Origin of the sequence: Halalkalibacter lacteus (genome assembly GCF_036663595.1) — a bacterium.
Classification (GTDB): domain Bacteria; phylum Bacillota; class Bacilli; order Bacillales; family Bacillaceae_D; genus Halalkalibacter; species Halalkalibacter lacteus.
In genome coordinates, this window is the sequence record NZ_JAWRVL010000005.1 from 159,009 (window position 1) to 180,583 (window position 21,575).

Consider the following 21,575-nt stretch of genomic DNA (forward strand, 5'->3'; position numbering starts at 1 on the left):
ACTACTACCCCTCATCTATTCGAAAGCTTGTTTGATCTCTTTTAATGCTTCTAGTAAGCTTTCTACTTCTTCTGCTGTATTATATGGACCAAAACTAATGCGGACGAGCCCTGACTCACTCGTTTGTAAAGATTGGTGGGTTTTCGGTGAACAATGCATGCCTGCTCTTACGGCAATCTGGTAATGTTCGTCCAAAATCATGGCTAGCTCATGACTTTCCACTCCTTCTAGCTCAAGCGGAATAACCGCCACTCTATCGGAAACATTCGTAGGTCCATATGTCATAAATCCGGATAGTTCTTTTACTCCGTTTAAAAATTGCTCCATTAATTTTTGTTCATGGAACCATATATTTTCTATTCCTATCTCAATGATTTCATCAATCCCAGCCGATAATCCAGCTATACCAGGTGTATTGAGTGTACCTGCTTCATAGCGGTCAGGCCATTTTAACGGTTGGTGGGGGAGCTCTGAATAACTCCCTGTCCCTCCGACAATTAAAGGCTCTAACTGATAATCTTCTTTTGAAATGAGTACGCCTGTACCTTGAGGACCAAGTAATGATTTATGCCCCGCAAATGCTAAAAGGTCAATTCCATCATCGTCCATACTAATTTCGATTGTACCAGCCGTTTGTGAAGCATCAAGTAGAACTACGACATTTCTCTTTTTAGCTACGTTAGAAATCGCACGAATTGGTACGATTGCCCCCGTCACATTTGAGGCATGTGAGACAGCAATCATTTTTGTTTTTTCTGTAAAAGCTGTTTCGATTTGCTCTACTGTCATAAGTCCTTTCTCGTTTGGTTCAATATAAGTGACGTCTATCTTTTTATCAGAAATAAGTTTCTCAAGTGGGCGTATCACTGAATTATGTTCAAACATGGTTGCAATTACATGATCGCCTTCCTGAAAAGGAAATCCTAGTAATGCTTGATTTAATGCCATAGTCGCATTTTGATAAAACCAAACATGTTTACTTCCTGGTGCACCAAATATACGAGACAGCTTTTGTCTAGTTGAATCGATCACTACTCTAGCCTGTTCTGCTAACTTATGCCCACCACGACCAGGATTTGCGCTAAACGTAGAGACTGCATTATGCATCGCATCTGCAACCGTTTTAGGTTTTGGATAAGATGATGCAGCATGGTCAAAATAAATCATGAGAACATCTTCCTTTCATCTATTTATTTTTTAAAAAGCAAAAAAAGGTACTCCAAAGCTCCTCCCGTTCCTCACTTCTTACAGTTAGCCGATCAGGTTCAATAAACTGTAATCTAGTAAGCTGTATTGGGCAGGTACTTCGAGTCCCCCTTTTCATCATCCATTTATTCCGTAGAATGCTCCGAATCTAATAATTGGATAATTCGCTCAAGATCTTCTTCAGAGAAATAATCAATTTCAATTTTGCCTTTTTTCTTTCCTGGCTTAATTGCGACCGCAGTTCCTAAACGCGATCTAAGAACATCTTGTCTTTCTTTTAAAAATGGAGAAAGAGACACCTTTTTTCGTTTTGTTTCACGTGGAACTCTTTCATTTACTTGATTGACGATTTCTTCTACTTGGCGAACATTTAGTTTTTCTTTGAATATTTTTTCAATAAGTGCTGATAATTTCTGTTTTTCTTTTAACCCTAGTAAAGCCCGGCCATGTCCCATTGACAATTTCCCCTCTGAGATAAATTGCTGAACAACTTTCGGAAGGTTTAATAATCGTACATGGTTGGCTATATGAGGTCGGCTTTTCCCTAAGCGGAAAGCTAGTTGCTCTTGCGTCATAGACAGATGTTCCATCAGCTTTTCATAAGCAACCGCCTCCTCAATTGGATTTAAATCTTCACGTTGGAGATTTTCAATGAGGGCAAGCTCCATCATTTTTTGCTCATCTAACTCTTTTACAACAACTGGAACTTCGGTTAAGCCTGCTTTTTGAGCGGCACGAAAACGGCGCTCGCCCACGACAATTTCATAGCCTTTTATGCTTTTCCTTGCAATAATCGGCTGCAAAATCCCATATAGTTCAATGGAGTCAGCAAGTTCTGAAATAGTCTCTTCAGAAAATATTTTACGTGGTTGATAAGGATTGGAGCGCAATTGTGTAACCGCAATTTGCTCAACTTTATCTTGAGTTTCATCATTATGATCAGGGAAAAATGCCTGTAATCCTTTACCTAACCCTTTCGCCACTCGCTACCACTTCCTTTGCTAGTTCTAAATAAACTTCTGCTCCTCTTGATTTTGCATCATACTTTATAATGGGCTCACCATGACTTGGTGCCTCACCTAAACGAACGTTTCTCGGAATAATCGTACCAAAAACCTTCTCACGAAAGTATTTCTTTACTTCTTCAATTACTTGAATTCCAAGATTCGTTCTGGCATCTAACATCGTAAGCAATACACCTTCAATTTCAAGAGTCGTATTTAAATGCTTTTGTACAAGACGAACTGTATTTAACAATTGACTTAATCCTTCAAGTGCGTAATATTCACATTGAACAGGAATTAAGACAGAATCTGATGCTGTTAGTGCATTAATAGTCAACAATCCTAAAGAAGGTGGACAATCAATAAAAATATAATCATAGTTGGCCGATATACTCGTAAGGGCTCTTTTCAAACGAACTTCACGGGAAATAGTTGGAACGAGTTCAATCTCTGCACCAGATAATTGAATGGTTGAAGGTAAAACATCTAAGCGTTCCACAGATGTTGATTTAATTACTTCAGAAGCTTCAACATCTTCGACAAGAATATTATAGACACATTCATCGACATCACCTTTTTCAATACCTATTCCACTTGTCGCATTCCCTTGTGGATCAATGTCAACAAGCAAAACTCTTTTACCAATATGCGCTAAACAAGCACTTAAATTGACAGCCGTCGTCGTTTTACCGACGCCACCTTTTTGATTTGCTACAGCAATGATTTTGGCCACGCTGTCACCCACTTTCCATCCCAAACTCGAACATGTCTTATTTTAACACAATTTTCGTAATTCGTTTTTATCATTTTTGACTTTGCATTTTGCCATAACCGGTCTCTAATTCATACCTAAAAAAATAACCTATCTTTAGAGATAGATTATTTTTTCGGAATCCGAATCGTAAACTGATAAAATTCTTCGTTCTCTTCTTCATTTGTATCCACATGCAGACCACTTTTTAACACCATATCAACTGATTGGCGGATTGTATTCATTGCAATACGCATATCTTTCGAATAAGATTTTCGAGTTGGTTTCTTTTTTTGAGTCGGTTGTCCCTCAAGTATAAATTTAACCCGTTCCTCAGTTTGCTTTACATTAAGGTGTTTTTCCACAATTTCTTCTAGTACTTTCATTTGTAGTTCTTCATTCTTTAATGTGAGTAACGCACGAGCATGACGTTCAGAAATATGGCGTTCCAAAATCGCCTGCTGCACACCTTCTGGCAAATGCAACAACCGTATCTTATTAGCAACTGTTGATTGTCCCTTGCCTAACCTTTGAGCTAGACTCTCTTGTGTTAGTCCATGTAACTCAATCAACTTTGCATAAGCTATCGCTTCTTCAATCGCTGTTAACCCTTCTCTTTGAAGGTTTTCTATTAGCGCAATTGAAGCTGTTTGAGAATCATTAAACTCTTTCACTAAAGCAGGAATCGTATCCCAACCTAACTTTGTGACTGCTCGCCATCTCCGCTCGCCGGCAATGAGTTCAAACTTTCCATCCCTCTCACGTACAACAATTGGCTGAATAACCCCATGTGTTCGAATTGTCTGAGCCAATTCTTCAATTCGCTCCTCGTCAAAAACTGTACGCGGTTGGAACCGATTTGGAACTATATCTGAAATATTAATTTCTTTAACTTCTTCATTACTATGACCTTGACTTATTTCTTCGTTTCCACTAACTTCAACCTCTGCCTGCTTGTCACTAAAGCCAAAAAGGCGTGAAAACGGTTGCTTCATCGCCTGACACCACCTTCTGATAGTAACCGTCTTTTACTAGATTCGACACCCGTTGCTGGAGTCCTTCTTTTGTACCTACTTCATTATATATCCTGCGCACATTACAGCGTCAAGTAAAAGTTGTCGTTGAAGTTATTTTTACCGGTACGTTTCTAAAACACTCACTATAAAGCGAAAGTATGTTCCACGTGAAACACACTTATAAAGGTGTCTTGTTTGGTGTCCCTGGCTTTCTTGGATATTTTTTAGGCGTAGGTTTGTCTTTAGAAACACGGACAATATGGCGTTCACTTTCTTCAAGTGGCAAGGTAAATGAATCGTCAAAGGTAACGGTTCCGCCTAATAATTTGATTGCTTTTTTTGCATCCTCCAACTCATCTTGCGCGCCTGCACCTTTCATTGCAATAAAGTGACCTTTTACCTTCACTAACGGCAAGCATAACTCTGAAAGGACTGAGAGACGTGCAACGGCACGTGCAGTTACCACATCGTACTTTTCTCGATGATCTTTATTTTGACCAAATGTCTCGGCACGGTCATGAAAGAATGAAACTTCCTCTAATCCTAGCTCACTCGATAAATGCTCAAGAAAATGAATTCGTTTCTTTAAAGAATCAACAATGCTAACATGAATTGTTGGGTAAATAATCTTCAAAGGAATACTCGGGAATCCAGCGCCAGCTCCTACATCTATTAAACGCTGTCCTTCTTGAAAATCAAAGTAAAAACTAGCTGTAATAGAATCATAAAAATGTTTTAAATAAACATCATCTTCTTCTGTTATAGCAGTTAAATTCATCTTCTCATTCCACTCAACAAGCAATTGATAATACAGCTGAAATTGCTCTACTTGTTTCGGTGTTAACGTAATACCTTTTTCCTCTAAAAGAGCACTAAATTGTTTTTTACTCATAACGACTCTCCATCTTCAGAAGTAATTGTGAATCAAAAAGGTATACTTTCCTTTTTGATTATGTATGAGTTGGACCTACTTAGGAGGCTAGCTAAAATCCCAAAGGCCTGACCTTTTTGAGAAAACCTTGGCAAGCTAAGTAAGTCACCTCATTTTTTATTGAATTTTTGCTAACCTTCCTTGCTCGAGATACACAAGAAGGATTGAAATATCTGCAGGGTTTACACCTGATACTCTCGACGCCTGCCCTACTGAAAGCGGTCGTACTTGAGATAATTTTTGTCTTGCTTCTGAGGCCAAACCATTAATAGCAGAGTAATCTAGATCCTCAGGAATCTTCTTATTCTCCATTTTCTTAGAGCGTTCCACTTGTTGAAGCTGCTTTTCAATATAACCTTCATATTTCACTTGGATTTCTACTTGTTCAGCAACTTCCTCTGATAACGGTTCAGCAGGATTTTCTATTACTTTCGCTACGTCTACATAAGTAAGTTCTGGTCTCTTTAAGAGCATCGTTGCACGAACTGCCTCTTGCAAAGGCGCTGAACCTGCTTGTTCGAGCATTTCTTTTACATCTGCAGAAGGCTTAACAATGATTCTCTCAATTCGTTTCTTTTCATTAGCAATTTGTTCTTTTTTCTTCAAGAAACGATCATAGCGCTCTTGTGGAATTAAGCCGATTTCATACCCTTTTTCCGTCAAACGCAGATCTGCATTATCATGACGTAAAAGCAAACGATATTCAGCACGTGAAGTAAGTAAACGGTATGGTTCATTCGTACCTTTTGTTACAAGGTCATCAATTAATACACCAATGTATGCTTCTGAGCGATCAAGAATAATTCCTTCTTTTCCTTGAGCTGCTCTTGCTGCATTGATGCCAGCCATGATGCCTTGTCCTGCAGCTTCTTCATAACCAGATGTACCATTAATTTGACCTGCTGTAAACAAACCAGGTACCTTCTTGGTTTCAAGAGTTGGCCATAGTTGAGTAGGCACTATTGCATCGTATTCAATTGCATAACCAGGACGCATCATCCGCACATTTTGCAATCCTGGAATGGACTTCAAAATATTTAACTGTACATCTTCAGGTAAACTCGTTGATAAGCCCTGTACGTATACTTCAGATGTGTTTCTTCCTTCTGGCTCAAGAAAAATTTGGTGCCGCGGTTTGTCATTAAATCGAACAATTTTATCTTCAATTGATGGACAATAACGTGGTCCTGTCCCTTCAATCATTCCTGAATACATTGGAGATCGACTTAAGTTGTTGTTAATAATTTGGTGCGTATTTTCACTCGTGTATGTTAACCAACAAGGCAATTGATCAGTAATGTATTTTGTCGTCTCATACGAGAATGCACGCGGTTTGTCATCACCTGGTTGAATTTCCGTTTGATCATAATCAATCGTACTCCCATTAACTCGAGGAGGTGTACCTGTTTTAAAACGCACCATATCAAAACCAAGTTCTTTTAAATGGTATGATAACTGCACAGATGGCTGCATATTATTAGGGCCACTCTCATACGCTAAATCACCAATAATTATTTTCCCTCTTAAGTACGTACCCGTTGTAATGACAACTGCTTTTGCATAATACTGGGCACCTGTATTTGTAATGACTCCTTTGCAAACACTGTCTTCAACAATAAGTCGCTCAACCATTCCTTGTCGTAGTAATAAATTATCATTTTCCTCAATTGTTTTCTTCATTTCATGCTGATAGAGATATTTATCTGCTTGGGCACGTAATGCACGCACTGCAGGGCCCTTCCCCGTATTCAGCATACGCATTTGGATATGGGTCTTATCAATATTGTGGGCCATTTCCCCACCTAATGCATCAATTTCTCTAACGACAATTCCTTTTGCCGGTCCACCGACTGACGGATTACACGGCATATAAGCAACAGCATCTAAGTTCAGTGTCAACATTAACGTCTTCGCTCCCATTCTTGCTGATGCAAGACCTGCTTCTACGCCTGCATGCCCTGCACCAACAACAATGACATCAAATTGTCCACCATCATAATTCATCATTCTAACCTCCTTATTAGAAATGCTCAAGGTTAATGAGCATTGTATTAATTGTCTTTGATTTCTAATGGTTTAAACTATTATTGTGGCTGCGTTATTTCCTAGGAATATAATTAAATAGGAAAAATCCTTTTAAATTACACTCTGCTTTCATCAAGGGATGGCAATGGCTCTGCTCATTGCTTCGACTACTTCTCTATTTCCCTAAGCAAAACTGTGAAAAGAGCTGGTCGATTAGGCTTTCGTGGACACTGTCACCGATGATTTCACCTAACAATTCCCATGTTCTCGTTACATCTATTTGTATTAAATCAATTGGCACTCCCAGTTCTATCGCAGCTATGGCATCTTGAATTGTTGTCATTGCTTGTTCTAAAAGTGCAATATGTCTTGTATTTGAAACATACGTCACATCAGCGCCTTCAATTTCACCTTCGAAAAATAGATCCGCAATTGCTTGTTCTAACTGCTCTATCCCTTCATCATGTAGCAAAGATGTTGTAACGAAAGGACGATTACCCGCAAGACTCTTTACCTGCTCTAGATCAATCTTCTTTTCGACATCTGTTTTATTTACAATAATGATCACATTCATTTTTTCAACCGCTTTAAAAAGAGCCTCATCTTCAGGAGATAATTCCTCCCCGTAGTTTAACACTAAAAGAATGAGATCTGCTTTTTTCAAAACTTCTCTTGAGCGTTCCACACCGATTCGTTCAACAATATCTTCTGTTTCTCGAATTCCAGCTGTATCGACTAATCTGAGCGGTACTCCCTTAACATTAACATATTCTTCTATAATATCTCGTGTTGTCCCTGCAACATCGGTTACAATTGCTTTGTTTTCATGGACTAAACTATTTAATAGTGACGATTTCCCTACGTTTGGACGACCAATAATAACAGTAGAAAGTCCTTCACGTAGAATCTTCCCTTGGGCAGCTGTTGATAAAAGTTTATCAATTTCATCAATTACAAATGTCGCTTTCTCCCTCAATATGCTATGCGTCATTACCTCAGCATCATATTCAGGGTAGTCAATATTGACTTCAACATGTGCTACTGTTTCAAGTAATGCTTGACGTAACGTTGCAATTTTCTTCGATAAACGACCATCTACTTGATTAAGAGCAACATTCATCGCGCGATCGGTTTTCGCCCGAATTAAATCAATTACTCCTTCAGCTTGGGAAAGATCAATTCTTCCATTTAAAAAAGCACGTTTTGTAAATTCTCCTGGTTCGGCTAATCTAGCACCATGTCTTAGTGCTAACTTAAGAACTCGATTCACTGAAAGGAGTCCTCCATGACAGTTAATCTCTACAATATCTTCGCGCGTGAACGTTTTTGGCGCACGCATAACCGATACCATCGCTTCTTCTACCCGTTCATTTGAAGCTAAATCGATGATATGCCCATAGACAATTGTATGAGATGGAGCTAGTGATAGCGGCTCTTTCCCTTTATATAATTTGTCCGCAACTGAAATAGCTTCATCTCCGCTTAAACGCACAATCCCAATTGCCCCTTCTCCTAGAGCAGTAGAAATTGCTGCTATTGTATCAAACTCCATTCCGTTCACCTCTTCCCATTCTTCAATAAGCGTAGCCACCGTACATCTATTACACATACTATTTGTTTGTAGTATCGACTTTTTTCACTATCTATATAGCCTAGAATCTCTACTTTCTTGAAAAACCTCTAAAACTCTAGAATATCACAGCTATTTTTGAAATGCTATTTTAGACTATAAAGAGTTCGTTCAAGGTGACAATGACTCCGCACGCTACATGCTGCTATTTTATTAAAATCTATAATGCAAAGAAAATCCTCTACCATCAGGATAGAGGATTTCGTTCTACTTCACAGGCAAAACAACAATATGTCGATTTCCCCCTTTTCCTTTTGATTCCGTTACAACACCATGAACAGATTTAATTGTTTCATGAACAAGTTTTCGTTCAAGGGCATTCATTGGTTCTAAAGGCAAAGGTTGCTTTGAATCTTTTACTTTATTCGCTACTCGCAAGGCTAGCTGTTCGAGAGTTTGCTTACGCCGCTCACGATAGTTTCCTATATCAAGCTCAAGACGTGTATACGATTGTTCACCACGATTACAAACGAGATTCGTCAAATACTCAAGAGACTCAAGCGTCTGACCTCTTCTCCCTATTAATCGTCCAACATCATCCGAACTAGCAAGTTCAAACAAAACATGCTTGTCAGAAACTGTTTTTGTAATGGTTGCTTCATGCCCAATCAACGAAATGGTTTCTTCTAAGAAGGTTTGAGCTAATTCAACCGGATCAGGCAGAACATAGGCTTCAATTTTTGCAGGCTTTGAACCAATGATACCTAGAAAACCTTTTTGAGGCTTTTCAATCACGCGGTATGAAAGTTTCTCTCTCGTTGTCTGCAACTCATTTATTGCTTTTGCAATCGCCTCGTCAACTGTTTTTCCTAATACGGTTAAATAGGTCACTTCTTTTTACCTCCCGTTTTTGCCTCAGTTGTCTTACTCTTTCCGACATTTGGACCAGTAATAAAATACGTTTGAGTAATCATGAACAGATTCCCTACTACCCAATAAAGCGTAAGAGCTGCTGGGAAGAAGATCGCAAATACAAAAATCATAATCGGCATGACATATAATAAGATTTTCATTTGCGGATTGTCTGTCACCATCATCATCTTTTGTTGGATGAACGTTGTCGCCCCCGCAATAATAGGAAGTAAGAAAATCGGATCTGGTGTACCTAATTCAAACCATAAGAATGGATGGTTGCCAATTTCTCCAGTACGCATAATCGCATGATAAAACGCAAGTAATATTGGCATTTGAATGAACAATGGCAAACAACCCGCTAAAGGATTGACACCGTGTTCTTGAAACATCGCCATCATTTCTTGTTGAAGTTTCTGTTGAGTCTTTTGATCTTTTGCACTATGTTTTTCACGAAGCTTAGCCATCTCCGGTTGGATTGCTTGCATCGCTTTTGCACTCTTTGTTTGTTTGATCATTAAAGGTAAAAGTACTATACGTATCAGAATCGTAACGATAACAATTGATAACCCAAAGTTTTCATTAAAAAGATCCGCAACATAAATGATTAACCATGATAAAGGATAAACTAAATAGGAATCCCAAAAGCCAGTACTATCTTTCGTAATCGGTTCCTCAATATTAAAACAACCTGTCATTACAACAAGTAGCCCTACCATCATGGCAACCAAGCCAAATTTTTTCAGCACGTATTCTCCTCCTTGTTCCTCATTCACTTCTTATTATATATATGAAGGGCTTATCCGACAAAAAATAAACCCTTTTCAAATCATTCGCTTTTACACGCGTTTTCCACTCTTCAAAACACGTGCTTTTCTTAATACATGCAGCAAACTTTGCTCCACTTCATGAAAACTCATTGTAGCAGCAGGTTTTCTAGCAATGACAACATAATCTGCACTTCTATGAATCATTTCTTCCTTTAAACGAAATACTTCACGAATGTATCGTTTCACTTGATTTCGCGTTACGGCATTCCCTACTTTTTTGCTAACAGAAAGGCCAAGTCTAAATGAAGCTTGTCCTTCTTTTGGTAACGAATAAAGAACAAACTGACGGTTTGCAACGGAATGTCCTTTTTTAAATACGTGTGTAAACTCATCATTTTTTTTAATCCGTTGCTCTTTTTTCAATCTTTTACACTCCTTAACAAACAAGAACTTATTTATCAGACATTGTTCTCATCCACTAAATCAGTCATACAGATCTCTATAGAAAGAAGAAAAAGACCACTGACATTCAGTGGCCTATGCAGATAATACTTTTCTTCCTTTACGACGACGACGAGCTAATACTTTACGGCCATTTTTTGTGCTCATACGTGCACGGAAACCGTGTACCTTTTTACGCTTACGATTATTCGGTTGAAATGTTGGTTTTCCCATCTATAACACCTCCCTGAGGATTAACTTATCTAAAAGACATTCTTGTAAATTATAAGAAACGACACCGCACTTGTCAAGAAGGATTTATAAATCCGTAGCAGCGAGTGGAGACTATAATTAATCCAATTTGTCGAGGAGTCTCTATAATTAAGTGCCTTTCTTTTTTAAAACAACTAAAAAATTAAACGGAGCCACTTCTTGCCTTTAAGCAAATTTTAAGTTGGTTTCTTTTAGCTTCCACGGAACGAGTAGAGTCAATGCCATTTCCTGATCAATCCACATTTTAAGAATTTCAAACGAATTCACTCCCATCTTCAACGGTTCTACAAACAGTTCTCCTACGACATCCAATAAGTTGTGGATAAGTAGATTCCGACATTTTTCGACCCCTCCCCAATTTTATCGACAAGTTACACACACATCTTGTGCTGTGGATAATTATAAGACACAACATGCAGTGTTATGTGGATAAATACAACAAACCGTTGCGACTACGGACTTTTTTTGCTATGATTGAATTGTTTTCACTCGTGGACAAGTATTTCGAGTGTGTTTTTGTCCACAGTCTGTGGGTAACATTGTGGACATCTTTTATTTTATGTGAATTCAGTTCTCCACAACCTGTTCAAAACTCACATTTAGACGTTTTTCTACTATATTATAATTTTTACACAAACGCGTGTGAATGTATATTTATTCGACGGCATCCACCCTCTTGTACAAAAGTTCGACAAGGAGGTGGATGACTGTTCGTTATTCAGAAAGAAGGAGGGGGAAACTTTTGGAGAACATCCATGACCTATGGGAACAGGCACTTGCTGAGATTGAAAAAAAAGTCAGCAAACCTAGTTTCGAAACATGGTTAAAAGCCACGAAAGCAAACGATATTCAAAACGACACGATTGTCATAACTGCACCGAATGAGTTTGCGCGCGATTGGCTTGAAGACCATTATGCAGAGTTAACCTCTGAAACAATTGAGCAATTAACAGGAACACGTCTTAAACCCAAATTTGTTATCCCTCAACATGAAATGGAAGAAGACTTTATTCCTGAACCTGTCCCAAAAAAGCAAGAAACACAAGAAGTAACATCAGCTAATATGTCAAAAACGATGTTAAACGATAAATATATGTTTGATACCTTTGTCATTGGATCAGGTAACCGTTTCGCTCACGCTGCTTCACTCGCTGTCGCTGAAGCCCCAGCAAAAGCTTACAATCCCCTGTTTATCTATGGTGGGGTTGGTCTTGGGAAAACACATTTAATGCATGCGATTGGTCATTATGTAATGGACCACAATCCAAATGCCAAAGTCGTCTATTTATCATCCGAAAAATTCACAAATGAGTTCATTAACTCCATTCGTGACAATAAAGCTGTTCATTTCCGCAATAAATATCGAAATGTAGACGTTCTCCTTATTGATGATATTCAGTTCTTAGCTGGAAAAGAACAAACACAAGAGGAATTTTTTCATACGTTTAATGCATTACATGAGGAATCGAAACAAATTGTCATATCTAGTGATCGACCTCCAAAGGAAATACCAACACTAGAAGATAGATTGCGTTCACGATTTGAATGGGGCTTGATTACGGATATTACACCTCCTGACCTTGAAACAAGAATTGCGATCTTACGAAAAAAAGCTAAAGCTGAAAACCTTGATATTCCTAATGAAGTTATGCTTTATATTGCCAATCAAATAGATACAAATATTAGAGAGTTGGAAGGTGCACTTATTCGTGTCGTTGCCTATTCATCCTTAATTAATCAAGATATGAATGCTGATTTAGCCGCAGAAGCTCTTAAAGATATCATTCCTAATTCCAAACCTAAAATACTGACGATTATTGACATACAAAAGTTAGTAGGTGAACACTACCATGTGAAATTAGAAGATTTCAAAGCGAAGAAACGAACCAAATCAGTCGCTTTTCCAAGGCAAATAGCTATGTATTTATCGAGAGAGTTAACTGATTCCTCTTTACCGAAGATCGGAAGTGAATTTGGCGGGCGCGACCACACAACCGTCATACACGCGCATGAAAAAATCTCTAAATTACTTGCAACCGACCAAGAACTCCAAGAAAAAGTACAAGAATTAATGGATATACTACGAAATTAATTATTCAAAGAAAAAATAGAAACTGTGTACAGTGTGAATAAGTAGAGCCAGTCTATTAACATGTTATTAACATGTGTACAGGCTGGCATTTTACTCACTTCATCCGGTTATCCACATACTCACAGCCCCTATTACTACTATTACTATTATTTTTAAAACATAACTATACTAATTAAGGAGTTTTGATATGCGTTTTTCTATTAATCGTGATCGTTTTGTTCATGATGTTCAAAATGTAGCTAAAGCTGTTTCTTCAAGAACGACGATTCCTATTTTGACAGGTATAAAAATTATCGCACACGCAGAAGGGTTAACACTTACAGGTAGTGATTCTGATGTTTCGATTGAAGTCTTTATTCCAAAGGAAGATGATGGATCTGAAATTGTTAAAATAGAGGAAAAAGGGAGTATTGTTTTACAAGCTCGTTTTTTTGCTGAAATCATTAAAAAGCTTCCAGGTAATGATGTTGAATTAATCGTACAAGATCAATTTGCAACAACGATCAGGTCTGGATCATCTGTTTTTAACTTAAATGGACTTGACCCAGAAGAATATCCGCGCTTACCGCAGCTGGAGGAGGATTTGCTATTCCGTCTTCCTCAAGACATGTTAAAAAATATGATTCGTCAAACTGTTTTTGCAGTGTCCACTCAGGAAACACGTCCGGTGTTGACAGGTGTAAACTTGGAAACGGACGGAGGAGAGTTAATCTGTACTGCAACAGATAGCCACAGGCTTGCAATGAGAAAAGCAACAATCGAAAAGAATGATGAAACGCTATCCTTCTCAAATATTGTAATTCCTGGAAAGAGTTTGAATGAGCTAAGCAAAATTATTGAGGATACGAATGAGCTAATTGACGTTGTTGTAACGGAAAATCAAGTTTTATTTAAGTTGAAAAACCTTTTATTTTTCTCTAGATTACTTGAAGGAAAGTATCCTGTTACAAAAAGTATGATCCCAACTCAAACAAAAACGTCGTTACAATTAAAAACAAAGCCATTCTTACAAACGCTTGAACGGGCGCTATTATTATCTAGAGAAGGCAAAAACAATGTCATTAACTTAAAAACACTAGACGGAGGGAATGTTGAAATTACATCGGTCTCTCCAGAAGTAGGAAAAGTAACTGAAAATATCGAAACACAGATGCAGGGCGAGGATATGCGTATCTCCTTTAACGGAAAGAATATCATTGATGCTCTAAAAGTTATTGATAGTGAAGAAGTTAAAATTATTTTTACTGGGGCTATGAGTCCATTTGTCATCCGTCCTATTGAACATGATCACTATTTACACCTATTTTCTCCAGTTCGTACGTACTAAACATGAAAACAAACGAATAGGACTTGGCTTGCATGCGCTCGTTTAGTACAATATAGAGAAGGATAATTGAATTAGGGATAAAAGAGACAGCAACTCACGTATGAATTGCTGTCTTCACTTTGCTGCACGAAACGATTGTCAGTTTCCAATTCACAATTTATTCATAGGGTGTAAATTGTGAATTGAGCAATGTCATTACCTTTTTGAACATATATTTAGAAAAGAGAGAGTGGTAAACGTGAATGAAGTCGTCATTTCAACAGCTTACATAACACTAGGGCAGATGCTAAAAGAAGTTGGCGTTATTGATACGGGTGGTATGGCTAAATGGTATCTTTCTGAGTATGTTGTCTATGTGAACGAGGAGGAGGAAAATCGCCGTGGGAAAAAGCTTGTACCAGGTGATTTTGTCACTCTAACAAATGGAGAAAAATATCAAATTGTCACAAAATAGGGGGAATCCCTTTTGTTTTTGAAGCAACTTACTCTACGTCAATACCGTAATTATAAAAAAGTAGAAGTAGCATTTGACCGTCAAATTAATGTGTTCCTAGGAGATAATGCACAAGGAAAAACAAATATCCTTGAGGCAATCTTTGTTCTAGCTCTAGCTAAATCTCATCGAACTTCTAAAGATAAAGAGTTAATTGGCTGGGGCGAAGAATTTGCAAGGATTCATGGGGAAATTGCAAAAAAAACAAATAAGCTTGAGATTGAACTTATTCTTTCGATGCAAGGTAAGAGAGGAAAAGTAAACGGAATTGAGCAGAAAAAACTGAGTGAGTACGTAGGTGCAGCGAATGTAGTTATGTTTGCACCCGAAGATCTCAATCTCGTTAAAGGCATTCCTCAAGTGCGGAGAAGATTTCTCGATATGGAACTAGGTCAAATTAGCCGTATTTACCTACACAACTTAGGGTTATATCAAAAAGTTCTAAAGCAGCGTAACTCTCTGCTAAAAACTCTTCAAATAGGCAAGGGTTCAAAAGACATGTTAGATATTCTAAGTGAACAGATGATTGTGTTAGCTGCAGAAGTGACGATACGAAGGTATGGGTTTATAAAACGACTTCAAAAGTGGGCCGAACAGATACACCATGATATTAGCAGAGGAAAAGAAAAGCTAGAGATCTGTTATCGATCAACAGCTGACGTATCAGAAGAGATGGATTTGTCGAAAATAAAAGATGGATTCTATCAAACGTACGAAAAACAACGAACGCGAGAAATTCAACGAGGAGTTACATTATTTGGACCTCATCGAGATGATCTTGGTTTTTCTATTAATGGCCGAGATGTTCAAACGTATGGATCTCAAGGTCAGCAACGAACGACAGCACTTTCACTTAAGTTAGCCGAAATAGAATTAATTTATTCGGAAATTGGTGAATACCCTATTCTGCTTCTTGATGATGTGTTATCTGAATTGGATGATTACCGCCAGTCACATCTTCTTCAAACGATTCAAAACCGTGTGCAAACGTTTGTTACAACTACAAATGTGAGTGGAATTGATCAACAAACGTTGAATCAAGCGACTATTTTCCATGTTTCAGACGGAACGATTACTACTCAATAGCTGAGGCGGTGAAACATTGTGTTTATTCATTTAGGTGGAGATGTCATTATTAGATCAAAGGATATTATCGCAATTTTGAATTGTGATGCAAAAGAGAAATCATCAATAACAGACACGTATCTAAAAGAAGAAGAAAAACGAAAAAAGAAAACGGTTATTTCAGCTGACTATATGAAATCAATTGTTGTAACAAACGATGAAATTTATTATTCACCAGTGTCTTCTTTAACATTAAATCGAAGAGCTCAAGGAAAAGCAATTATCGACATGCATCTAGAAAAAGAAGATGAGGTTGATCCTTAATAGATTTTCATCTAAACAGGTGGTAAAATAGAGTGTTCAAGCAAGTAAAGGGCAATGGCTTCGCTCATTGTTTCGAGGTTGGGGGAAAAGGACAATACCTTTTTATCAACCTCTCAAGATCGATATTGAGGAATGAAGGTGAACAGAGTGACGAATGAACAACATTCAGCACAAGAGTCTTATGACGAGAGTCAAATTCAAGTCTTAGAAGGGTTAGAAGCTGTTCGGAAACGCCCTGGTATGTATATTGGATCAACAAGTGCACGCGGTTTACATCATCTAGTATGGGAAATCGTTGATAATAGTATTGATGAGGCAATGGCTGGTTATTGCGATACGATCAAAGTAGTCATTGAAGAAGATAATAGTATTACAGTTGAAGACAATGGACGTGGTGTTCCTGTTGGAATTCATGAGAAAATGGGGCGCCCAGCTGTTGAAGTGATTATGACTGTCCTTCATGCTGGTGGTAAATTTGGCGGCGGTGGATATAAAGTTTCTGGGGGGTTACATGGTGTTGGTGCATCAGTTGTAAATGCTCTTTCAACAACTTTGGAAATTGAAGTACACCGTGAAGGGAAAATTCATTATCAAAAGTATCATCAAGGTGTTCCTGCGGCTGATTTAGAAGTGATTGGTGAAACGGAAAAAAGAGGAACAAGCATTCACTTTAAACCAGACACTGATATTTTTAAAGAAACAATCGTTTACGAATATGATACGCTCGCAGCGCGTCTTCGTGAGTTAGCTTTTTTAAATAAAGGTTTAACGATTGTCATAACGGACAAGCGTGAGGATGGGAAGGAAGCGACCTATTACTACGAAGGTGGAATTGGCTCATTTGTTGAGCATCTGAACCGCTCAAGAGAAGTATTACATGAAGCGCCAATTCATATCGAAAGTGAAAAGGAAGGCTTAACAGTTGAAGTTGCTGTGCAATACAATGACAGTTACACAAGTAATATTTATTCATTTGCTAATAACATTAATACACATGAGGGTGGAACTCATGAATCGGGTTTTAAGACTGGTTTAACGCGTGTCATTAATGATTATGCTAGGAAGAACAATTTATTTAAGGAAGCAGATCCTAATTTAACTGGAGAAGATGTTCGGGAAGGTTTGACCGCCATCATTTCAGTGAAAATCCCTGATCCACAGTTTGAAGGACAAACAAAAACAAAGTTAGGAAATAGTGAAGCAAGAACGATTACGGATTCTCTTTTTAGTGAACATTTCTCTCGTTTCTTAATTGAGAACCCTCAAGTAGCTAAAAAAATTGTCGAAAAAGGACTAATGGCATCGAGAGCAAGAGAAGCAGCGAAAAAAGCACGTGAATTAACAAGAAGAAAAAGTGCGTTAGAAGTTAGTTCGCTACCAGGTAAATTAGCTGATTGTTCGTCAAAAGATGCTTCTATTAGTGAAATTTATATTGTTGAGGGTGATTCAGCTGGTGGTTCGGCAAAACAAGGTCGTGATCGTCACTTCCAAGCTATCTTACCTCTTCGAGGGAAAATTATTAACGTTGAGAAAGCAAGGCTAGATAAAATTTTAGCTAACAATGAAATTCGTGCGATGATTACTGCTTTTGGTACAGGAATTGGTGATGATTTTGATATTGCCAAAGCTCGTTACCATAAAATTATCATCATGACGGATGCAGACGTTGATGGTGCTCATATTCGAACGTTAATTTTGACGTTTTTCTATCGTTATATGCGTCCACTTATTGAAAATGGATACGTCTATATTGCGCAACCTCCACTTTACAAAATTAGTCAAGGTCGTGACGTTAGCTATGTTTATACCGATAAAGAATTGGAAGAAGCTCTTAAAGAAATACCAGATAAAAATAAACTCGGAATTCAGCGCTATAAGGGGTTAGGTGAGATGAATCCAACACAACTTTGGGAAACAACAATGGATCCTGAGCACCGTACTGTTCTCCAAGTAACTCTAGAAGATGCGATAAAGGCTGATGAAATTTTCGAAATTTTAATGGGTGACCGTGTAGAACCACGCCGTGATTTTATCCAAGAGAACGCGCAGTATGTGCAAAATCTTGATATATAAGCTTGGAGATGGAGGTTGATAAATAATGGCTGAGCAAGAACAATCTAGAGTAAAAGCAAGGAATATTAGTCAGGAAATGCAGTCTTCATTTATGGATTATGCGATGAGTGTTATCGTTAGTCGTGCACTACCTGATGTACGTGATGGTTTAAAACCTGTACATCGTCGTATATTGTACGCGATGAATGAGCTGGGAATGACCTCAGATAAAGCTTATAAAAAATCAGCTCGTATCGTCGGTGAAGTTATTGGGAAGTATCACCCCCATGGTGATTCAGCTGTATATGAAACGATGGTACGTATGGCGCAGGATTTCAGTTTCCGCTATATGTTAATTGATGGACATGGGAACTTCGGGTCTGTTGATGGTGACTCTGCAGCAGCAATGCGGTATACAGAAGCGAAAATGTCTAAAATTTCAATGGAAATTGTTCGAGATATTAATAAAGATACGATCGACTTCCAAGATAACTATGATGGGAGCGAGCGCGAGCCAATCGTAATGCCTGCCCGTTTCCCTAACTTGTTAGTAAACGGTGCATCAGGTATTGCTGTTGGGATGGCAACGAACATTCCTCCCCATCAATTAGGGGAAATTATTGATGGAGTATTAGCTCTTTCAGAAAACCGTGATATTACAATTGAAGAATTAATGGAATATATTCCTGGGCCAGATTTCCCTACAGGTGCTGAAATTTTAGGACGTTCAGGAATTAGAAAAGCGTATCAAACAGGACGTGGATCGATTACGTTACGTTCTAAATCAAGCATCGAAGAACATAACGGGAAACAAAAAATTATTTTTACGGAAATTCCATACCAAGTGAATAAAGCAAGACTTATTGAAAAAATTGCTGAATTAGTAAGAGAAAAGAAGATTGATGGAATTACTGATTTACGTGATGAGTCCGATCGTAATGGAATGCGTATTGTAATTGAGTTAAGACGTGATGCAAATGCTAACGTCTTACTTAATAATCTCCACAAACAGACGTCGCTACAATCGAGCTTTGGTATTAATCTATTAGCACTTGTTGGGGGACAACCGAAAGTATTAAACCTAAAACAGTGTCTTGAACATTATTTAGATCATCAGGTTGAAGTTATCAGACGTCGGACGGCATTTGAACTTCGTAAAGCAGAAGCTCGTGCTCATATCCTTGAAGGCTTACGAATCGCCTTGGACCACCTTGATGAAGTGATTAGTCTCATTCGTGCTTCACAAACGACTGAAATCGCACGTAATGGTTTAATAGATCGTTTTGAACTTAGTTATGAACAAGCACAAGCTATCTTAGATATGCGTCTGCAACGTCTAACTGGTTTAGAGCGTGATAAAATTGAAGGTGAGTATCAAGAATTAATGGCGCGTATCGCTGAATTAAAAGCCATTTTAGCAGATGAAGAAAAAGTTCTCGACATTATTCGTGAAGAATTGTCTGTTGTGAAGGCGAAATTTAACGATGAGCGTCGTACGGTTATTTCCATGAGTGAGGATCATTTTGAAGATGAGGATTTAATTCCTCGTACAAACATTGCCATAACGATTTCTCACAACGGGTACATTAAGCGTTTGCCAATCTCTACGTATCGCAATCAAAAACGTGGAGGTAAAGGAATACAGGCAATGGGCACAAATGATAATGATTTTGTTGAACATTTATTTACAACGAATTCGCACCATACAATTCTTTTCTTTACAAACAAAGGAAAAGTCTATCGTTTAAAAGGCTATGAAATTCCAGAGCTTGGACGTACAGCAAAAGGAATACCGATTATTAACCTCCTTCAAATTGAACAAGGAGAGTATATTAGTACGGTTATTCCAATAGAGGAATTTACAGAGGACGCCTATTTATTCTTCTTAACGAAGTACGGTGTTGCAAAAAGAACAGAACTTTCATCATTTGCGAATATTAGAAAAGGTGGATTATTTGCCATTAATCTACGAGAAGAAGATGAATTACATGGTGTTCGTTTAACTGATGGGAAGCAAGAATTGATTATTGGTACGAAGCAAGGGATGTCTATTCGTTTCCCTGAGAATGATGTTAGGCTAATGGGTAGAACAGCAGCTGGGGTAAGAGGTATCTCGCTTTCAGTTGATGACCATGTCGTTGGAATGGACATTATTGAAGAAGGGCATGACGTCTTAATTGTCACGGAAAAAGGATACGGAAAACGAACACCTATTGAAGAATACCGTGTTCAAAATCGTGGTGGTAAAGGGATTAAAACTTGTAATATTACGGACAGAAACGGCCCACTTGTTTCGTTAAAAATTGTTTCCTCTGAACACGATATTATGATTATTACAGCAAGTGGTGTCATTATTCGTACACAAGTAGAGGGGATATCAACAACAGGCCGAAATACGCAAGGGGTAACATTAATCCGCGTAAATGAAGGTGAAGAAGTAGCAACGGTGGCTCGTGTTGATATTGACGACGATGAAGACATTGAAGAAACTGGAGAAGAAACGGCTGAAACAGTGGAAGAAAGTGAAAGTGAACCAATAGATGAAAAAGATAAGTAAAAAAAGGGCTGTTGAGAAATTATTTCTCGACAGCCTTTTTCGTAGTGAGTGGAGTCATGTTAAAAAAACCTCACTAACATTAAGGAACGATAAGTTACTATTTCATCGTGTCTCGTAATGATAGGTAAAGAGGAGGGGAAAGTAAGAATTTGATGTTAATAAATCTAACTTTTCTTGCTATAACACCTCACGTATATTGAAAGAGATAAGTGGAAGATGAAACGAGGGATTTGGAATGAAGGTGAAACCAGCACATTTACTACATCTACATCATTACACGAACAAGGGAGAGTGGTTATAAATTGGATTTAATTGCTGAGATTGTTTATTGTGATCAAAAAAATCCTACTAGACCAATAGTGAAGTTGCTTACTGATCACACAATTGTTCAATTAACTCAACAAAACTCACTTTATATTGAGGATTTATTAAAAAAATAAAAAGAATGCTTGCATAAATAAAGTTCATTGTGTTATATTATTCCTTGTCGCCAAGACGACGGAAACATTCTATTTTAAAAAGTGTTGACGTCGATATTTAAATGCGGTATACTTATAAAGTTGCTGTTAGCAACAACGTAGTTCTTTGAAAACTGAACAAAAGCCAAGCGAAATAGAGATACATGTTATCTCGTCAACTTTTAGTAATTTAGTAAAATTACATTTGTTATATCGTTAGCGTGATATAACTTGAGCTATGTTGTAACACAAACGTGAAGCAACTCAAACACTTTTATGGAGAGTTTGATCCTGGCTCAGGACGAACG

At 37.9% G+C, this 21,575-nt stretch carries 18 protein-coding genes; 7 read left to right on the forward strand and 11 right to left on the reverse strand.

The genetic code is table 11. The annotated features are described in order from the left end of the window. Positions 1-15 precede the first annotated feature (15 nt). From SAZ04_RS05725 to rpmH, 11 genes are all read right to left on the reverse strand, one after another. Positions 16-1,167, reverse strand: coding sequence for an aminotransferase class V-fold PLP-dependent enzyme (locus SAZ04_RS05725; RefSeq protein ID WP_332692387.1), 1,152 nt, complete (start codon positions 1,165-1,167; stop codon positions 16-18). A gap of 164 nt (positions 1,168-1,331) precedes the next feature. Continuing rightward, the gene (locus tag SAZ04_RS05730) at positions 1,332-2,189 is read right to left on the reverse strand and encodes a ParB/RepB/Spo0J family partition protein (protein WP_332692391.1); all 858 of its coding nucleotides are present in this window, start codon (positions 2,187-2,189) and stop codon (positions 1,332-1,334) included. Further along, the gene (locus SAZ04_RS05735; RefSeq protein ID WP_332692394.1) at positions 2,170-2,943 is read right to left on the reverse strand and encodes a ParA family protein; all 774 of its coding nucleotides are present in this window, start codon (positions 2,941-2,943) and stop codon (positions 2,170-2,172) included. The genes SAZ04_RS05730 and SAZ04_RS05735 overlap by 20 nt, the downstream gene beginning before the upstream one ends. Positions 2,944-3,089: 146 nt before the next feature. Next, on the reverse strand, positions 3,090-3,956 hold the full coding sequence (gene noc, locus SAZ04_RS05740; protein ID WP_332692397.1) for a nucleoid occlusion protein: 867 nt from the start codon (positions 3,954-3,956) through the stop codon (positions 3,090-3,092). Positions 3,957-4,155: 199 nt separating this feature from the next. Next, positions 4,156-4,869: a 16S rRNA (guanine(527)-N(7))-methyltransferase RsmG gene (gene rsmG, locus SAZ04_RS05745; RefSeq protein WP_332692400.1), complete on the reverse strand. Its 714-nt coding sequence runs from the start codon at positions 4,867-4,869 to the stop codon at positions 4,156-4,158. 156 nt (positions 4,870-5,025) lie between these two features. Beyond that, entirely contained in the window at positions 5,026-6,912 is a 1,887-nt protein-coding gene (gene mnmG / locus SAZ04_RS05750) for a tRNA uridine-5-carboxymethylaminomethyl(34) synthesis enzyme MnmG (protein ID WP_332692453.1), read from the reverse strand. 196 nt (positions 6,913-7,108) lie between these two features. Next, positions 7,109-8,485: a tRNA uridine-5-carboxymethylaminomethyl(34) synthesis GTPase MnmE gene (gene mnmE, locus SAZ04_RS05755; protein ID WP_332692403.1), complete on the reverse strand. Its 1,377-nt coding sequence runs from the start codon at positions 8,483-8,485 to the stop codon at positions 7,109-7,111. A 285-nt stretch (positions 8,486-8,770) separates the two neighbouring features. After that, on the reverse strand, positions 8,771-9,394 hold the full coding sequence (jag, locus tag SAZ04_RS05760) for an RNA-binding cell elongation regulator Jag/EloR (RefSeq protein ID WP_332692406.1): 624 nt from the start codon (positions 9,392-9,394) through the stop codon (positions 8,771-8,773). Continuing rightward, positions 9,391-10,164, reverse strand: coding sequence for a YidC family membrane integrase SpoIIIJ (gene spoIIIJ, locus SAZ04_RS05765; protein WP_332692409.1), 774 nt, complete (start codon positions 10,162-10,164; stop codon positions 9,391-9,393). Before spoIIIJ ends, jag begins: the two co-directional genes overlap by 4 nt. 90 nt (positions 10,165-10,254) lie before the next feature. Continuing rightward, the gene (gene rnpA, locus SAZ04_RS05770) at positions 10,255-10,608 is read right to left on the reverse strand and encodes a ribonuclease P protein component (RefSeq protein ID WP_332692412.1); all 354 of its coding nucleotides are present in this window, start codon (positions 10,606-10,608) and stop codon (positions 10,255-10,257) included. A 114-nt stretch (positions 10,609-10,722) separates the two neighbouring features. After that, a complete protein-coding gene (gene rpmH, locus SAZ04_RS05775; protein ID WP_003323480.1) occupies positions 10,723-10,860 on the reverse strand; it encodes a 50S ribosomal protein L34 in 138 nt (45 codons plus the stop codon). Between the two features lie 781 nt (positions 10,861-11,641). Between rpmH and dnaA the strand changes: the two genes are divergently transcribed. The 7 genes from dnaA to gyrA all read left to right on the forward strand — a co-directional run bounded on the left by dnaA (position 11,642) and on the right by gyrA (position 20,809). Next, the gene (dnaA, locus tag SAZ04_RS05780; RefSeq protein WP_332692417.1) at positions 11,642-12,991 is read left to right on the forward strand and encodes a chromosomal replication initiator protein DnaA; all 1,350 of its coding nucleotides are present in this window, start codon (positions 11,642-11,644) and stop codon (positions 12,989-12,991) included. Between the two features lie 187 nt (positions 12,992-13,178). Next, positions 13,179-14,318, forward strand: coding sequence for a DNA polymerase III subunit beta (gene dnaN / locus SAZ04_RS05785; protein WP_332692420.1), 1,140 nt, complete (start codon positions 13,179-13,181; stop codon positions 14,316-14,318). A 238-nt stretch (positions 14,319-14,556) separates the two neighbouring features. Next, on the forward strand, positions 14,557-14,772 hold the full coding sequence (gene yaaA, locus SAZ04_RS05790; RefSeq protein WP_332692423.1) for a S4 domain-containing protein YaaA: 216 nt from the start codon (positions 14,557-14,559) through the stop codon (positions 14,770-14,772). 12 nt (positions 14,773-14,784) lie between these two features. After that, positions 14,785-15,897 carry a DNA replication/repair protein RecF gene (gene recF, locus SAZ04_RS05795; RefSeq protein WP_332692426.1) on the forward strand — a complete coding sequence of 371 codons (1,113 nt, stop codon included), beginning with the start codon at positions 14,785-14,787 and terminating at the stop codon, positions 15,895-15,897. Positions 15,898-15,915: 18 nt separating this feature from the next. Continuing rightward, positions 15,916-16,200: an extracellular matrix regulator RemB gene (gene remB, locus SAZ04_RS05800; RefSeq protein ID WP_332692429.1), complete on the forward strand. Its 285-nt coding sequence runs from the start codon at positions 15,916-15,918 to the stop codon at positions 16,198-16,200. A 132-nt stretch (positions 16,201-16,332) separates the two neighbouring features. Further along, positions 16,333-18,273: a DNA topoisomerase (ATP-hydrolyzing) subunit B gene (gene gyrB / locus SAZ04_RS05805; protein ID WP_332692432.1), complete on the forward strand. Its 1,941-nt coding sequence runs from the start codon at positions 16,333-16,335 to the stop codon at positions 18,271-18,273. Between the two features lie 25 nt (positions 18,274-18,298). After that, on the forward strand, positions 18,299-20,809 hold the full coding sequence (gyrA, locus tag SAZ04_RS05810) for a DNA gyrase subunit A (protein WP_332692435.1): 2,511 nt from the start codon (positions 18,299-18,301) through the stop codon (positions 20,807-20,809). The last annotated feature ends 766 nt before the right edge of the window (positions 20,810-21,575 follow it).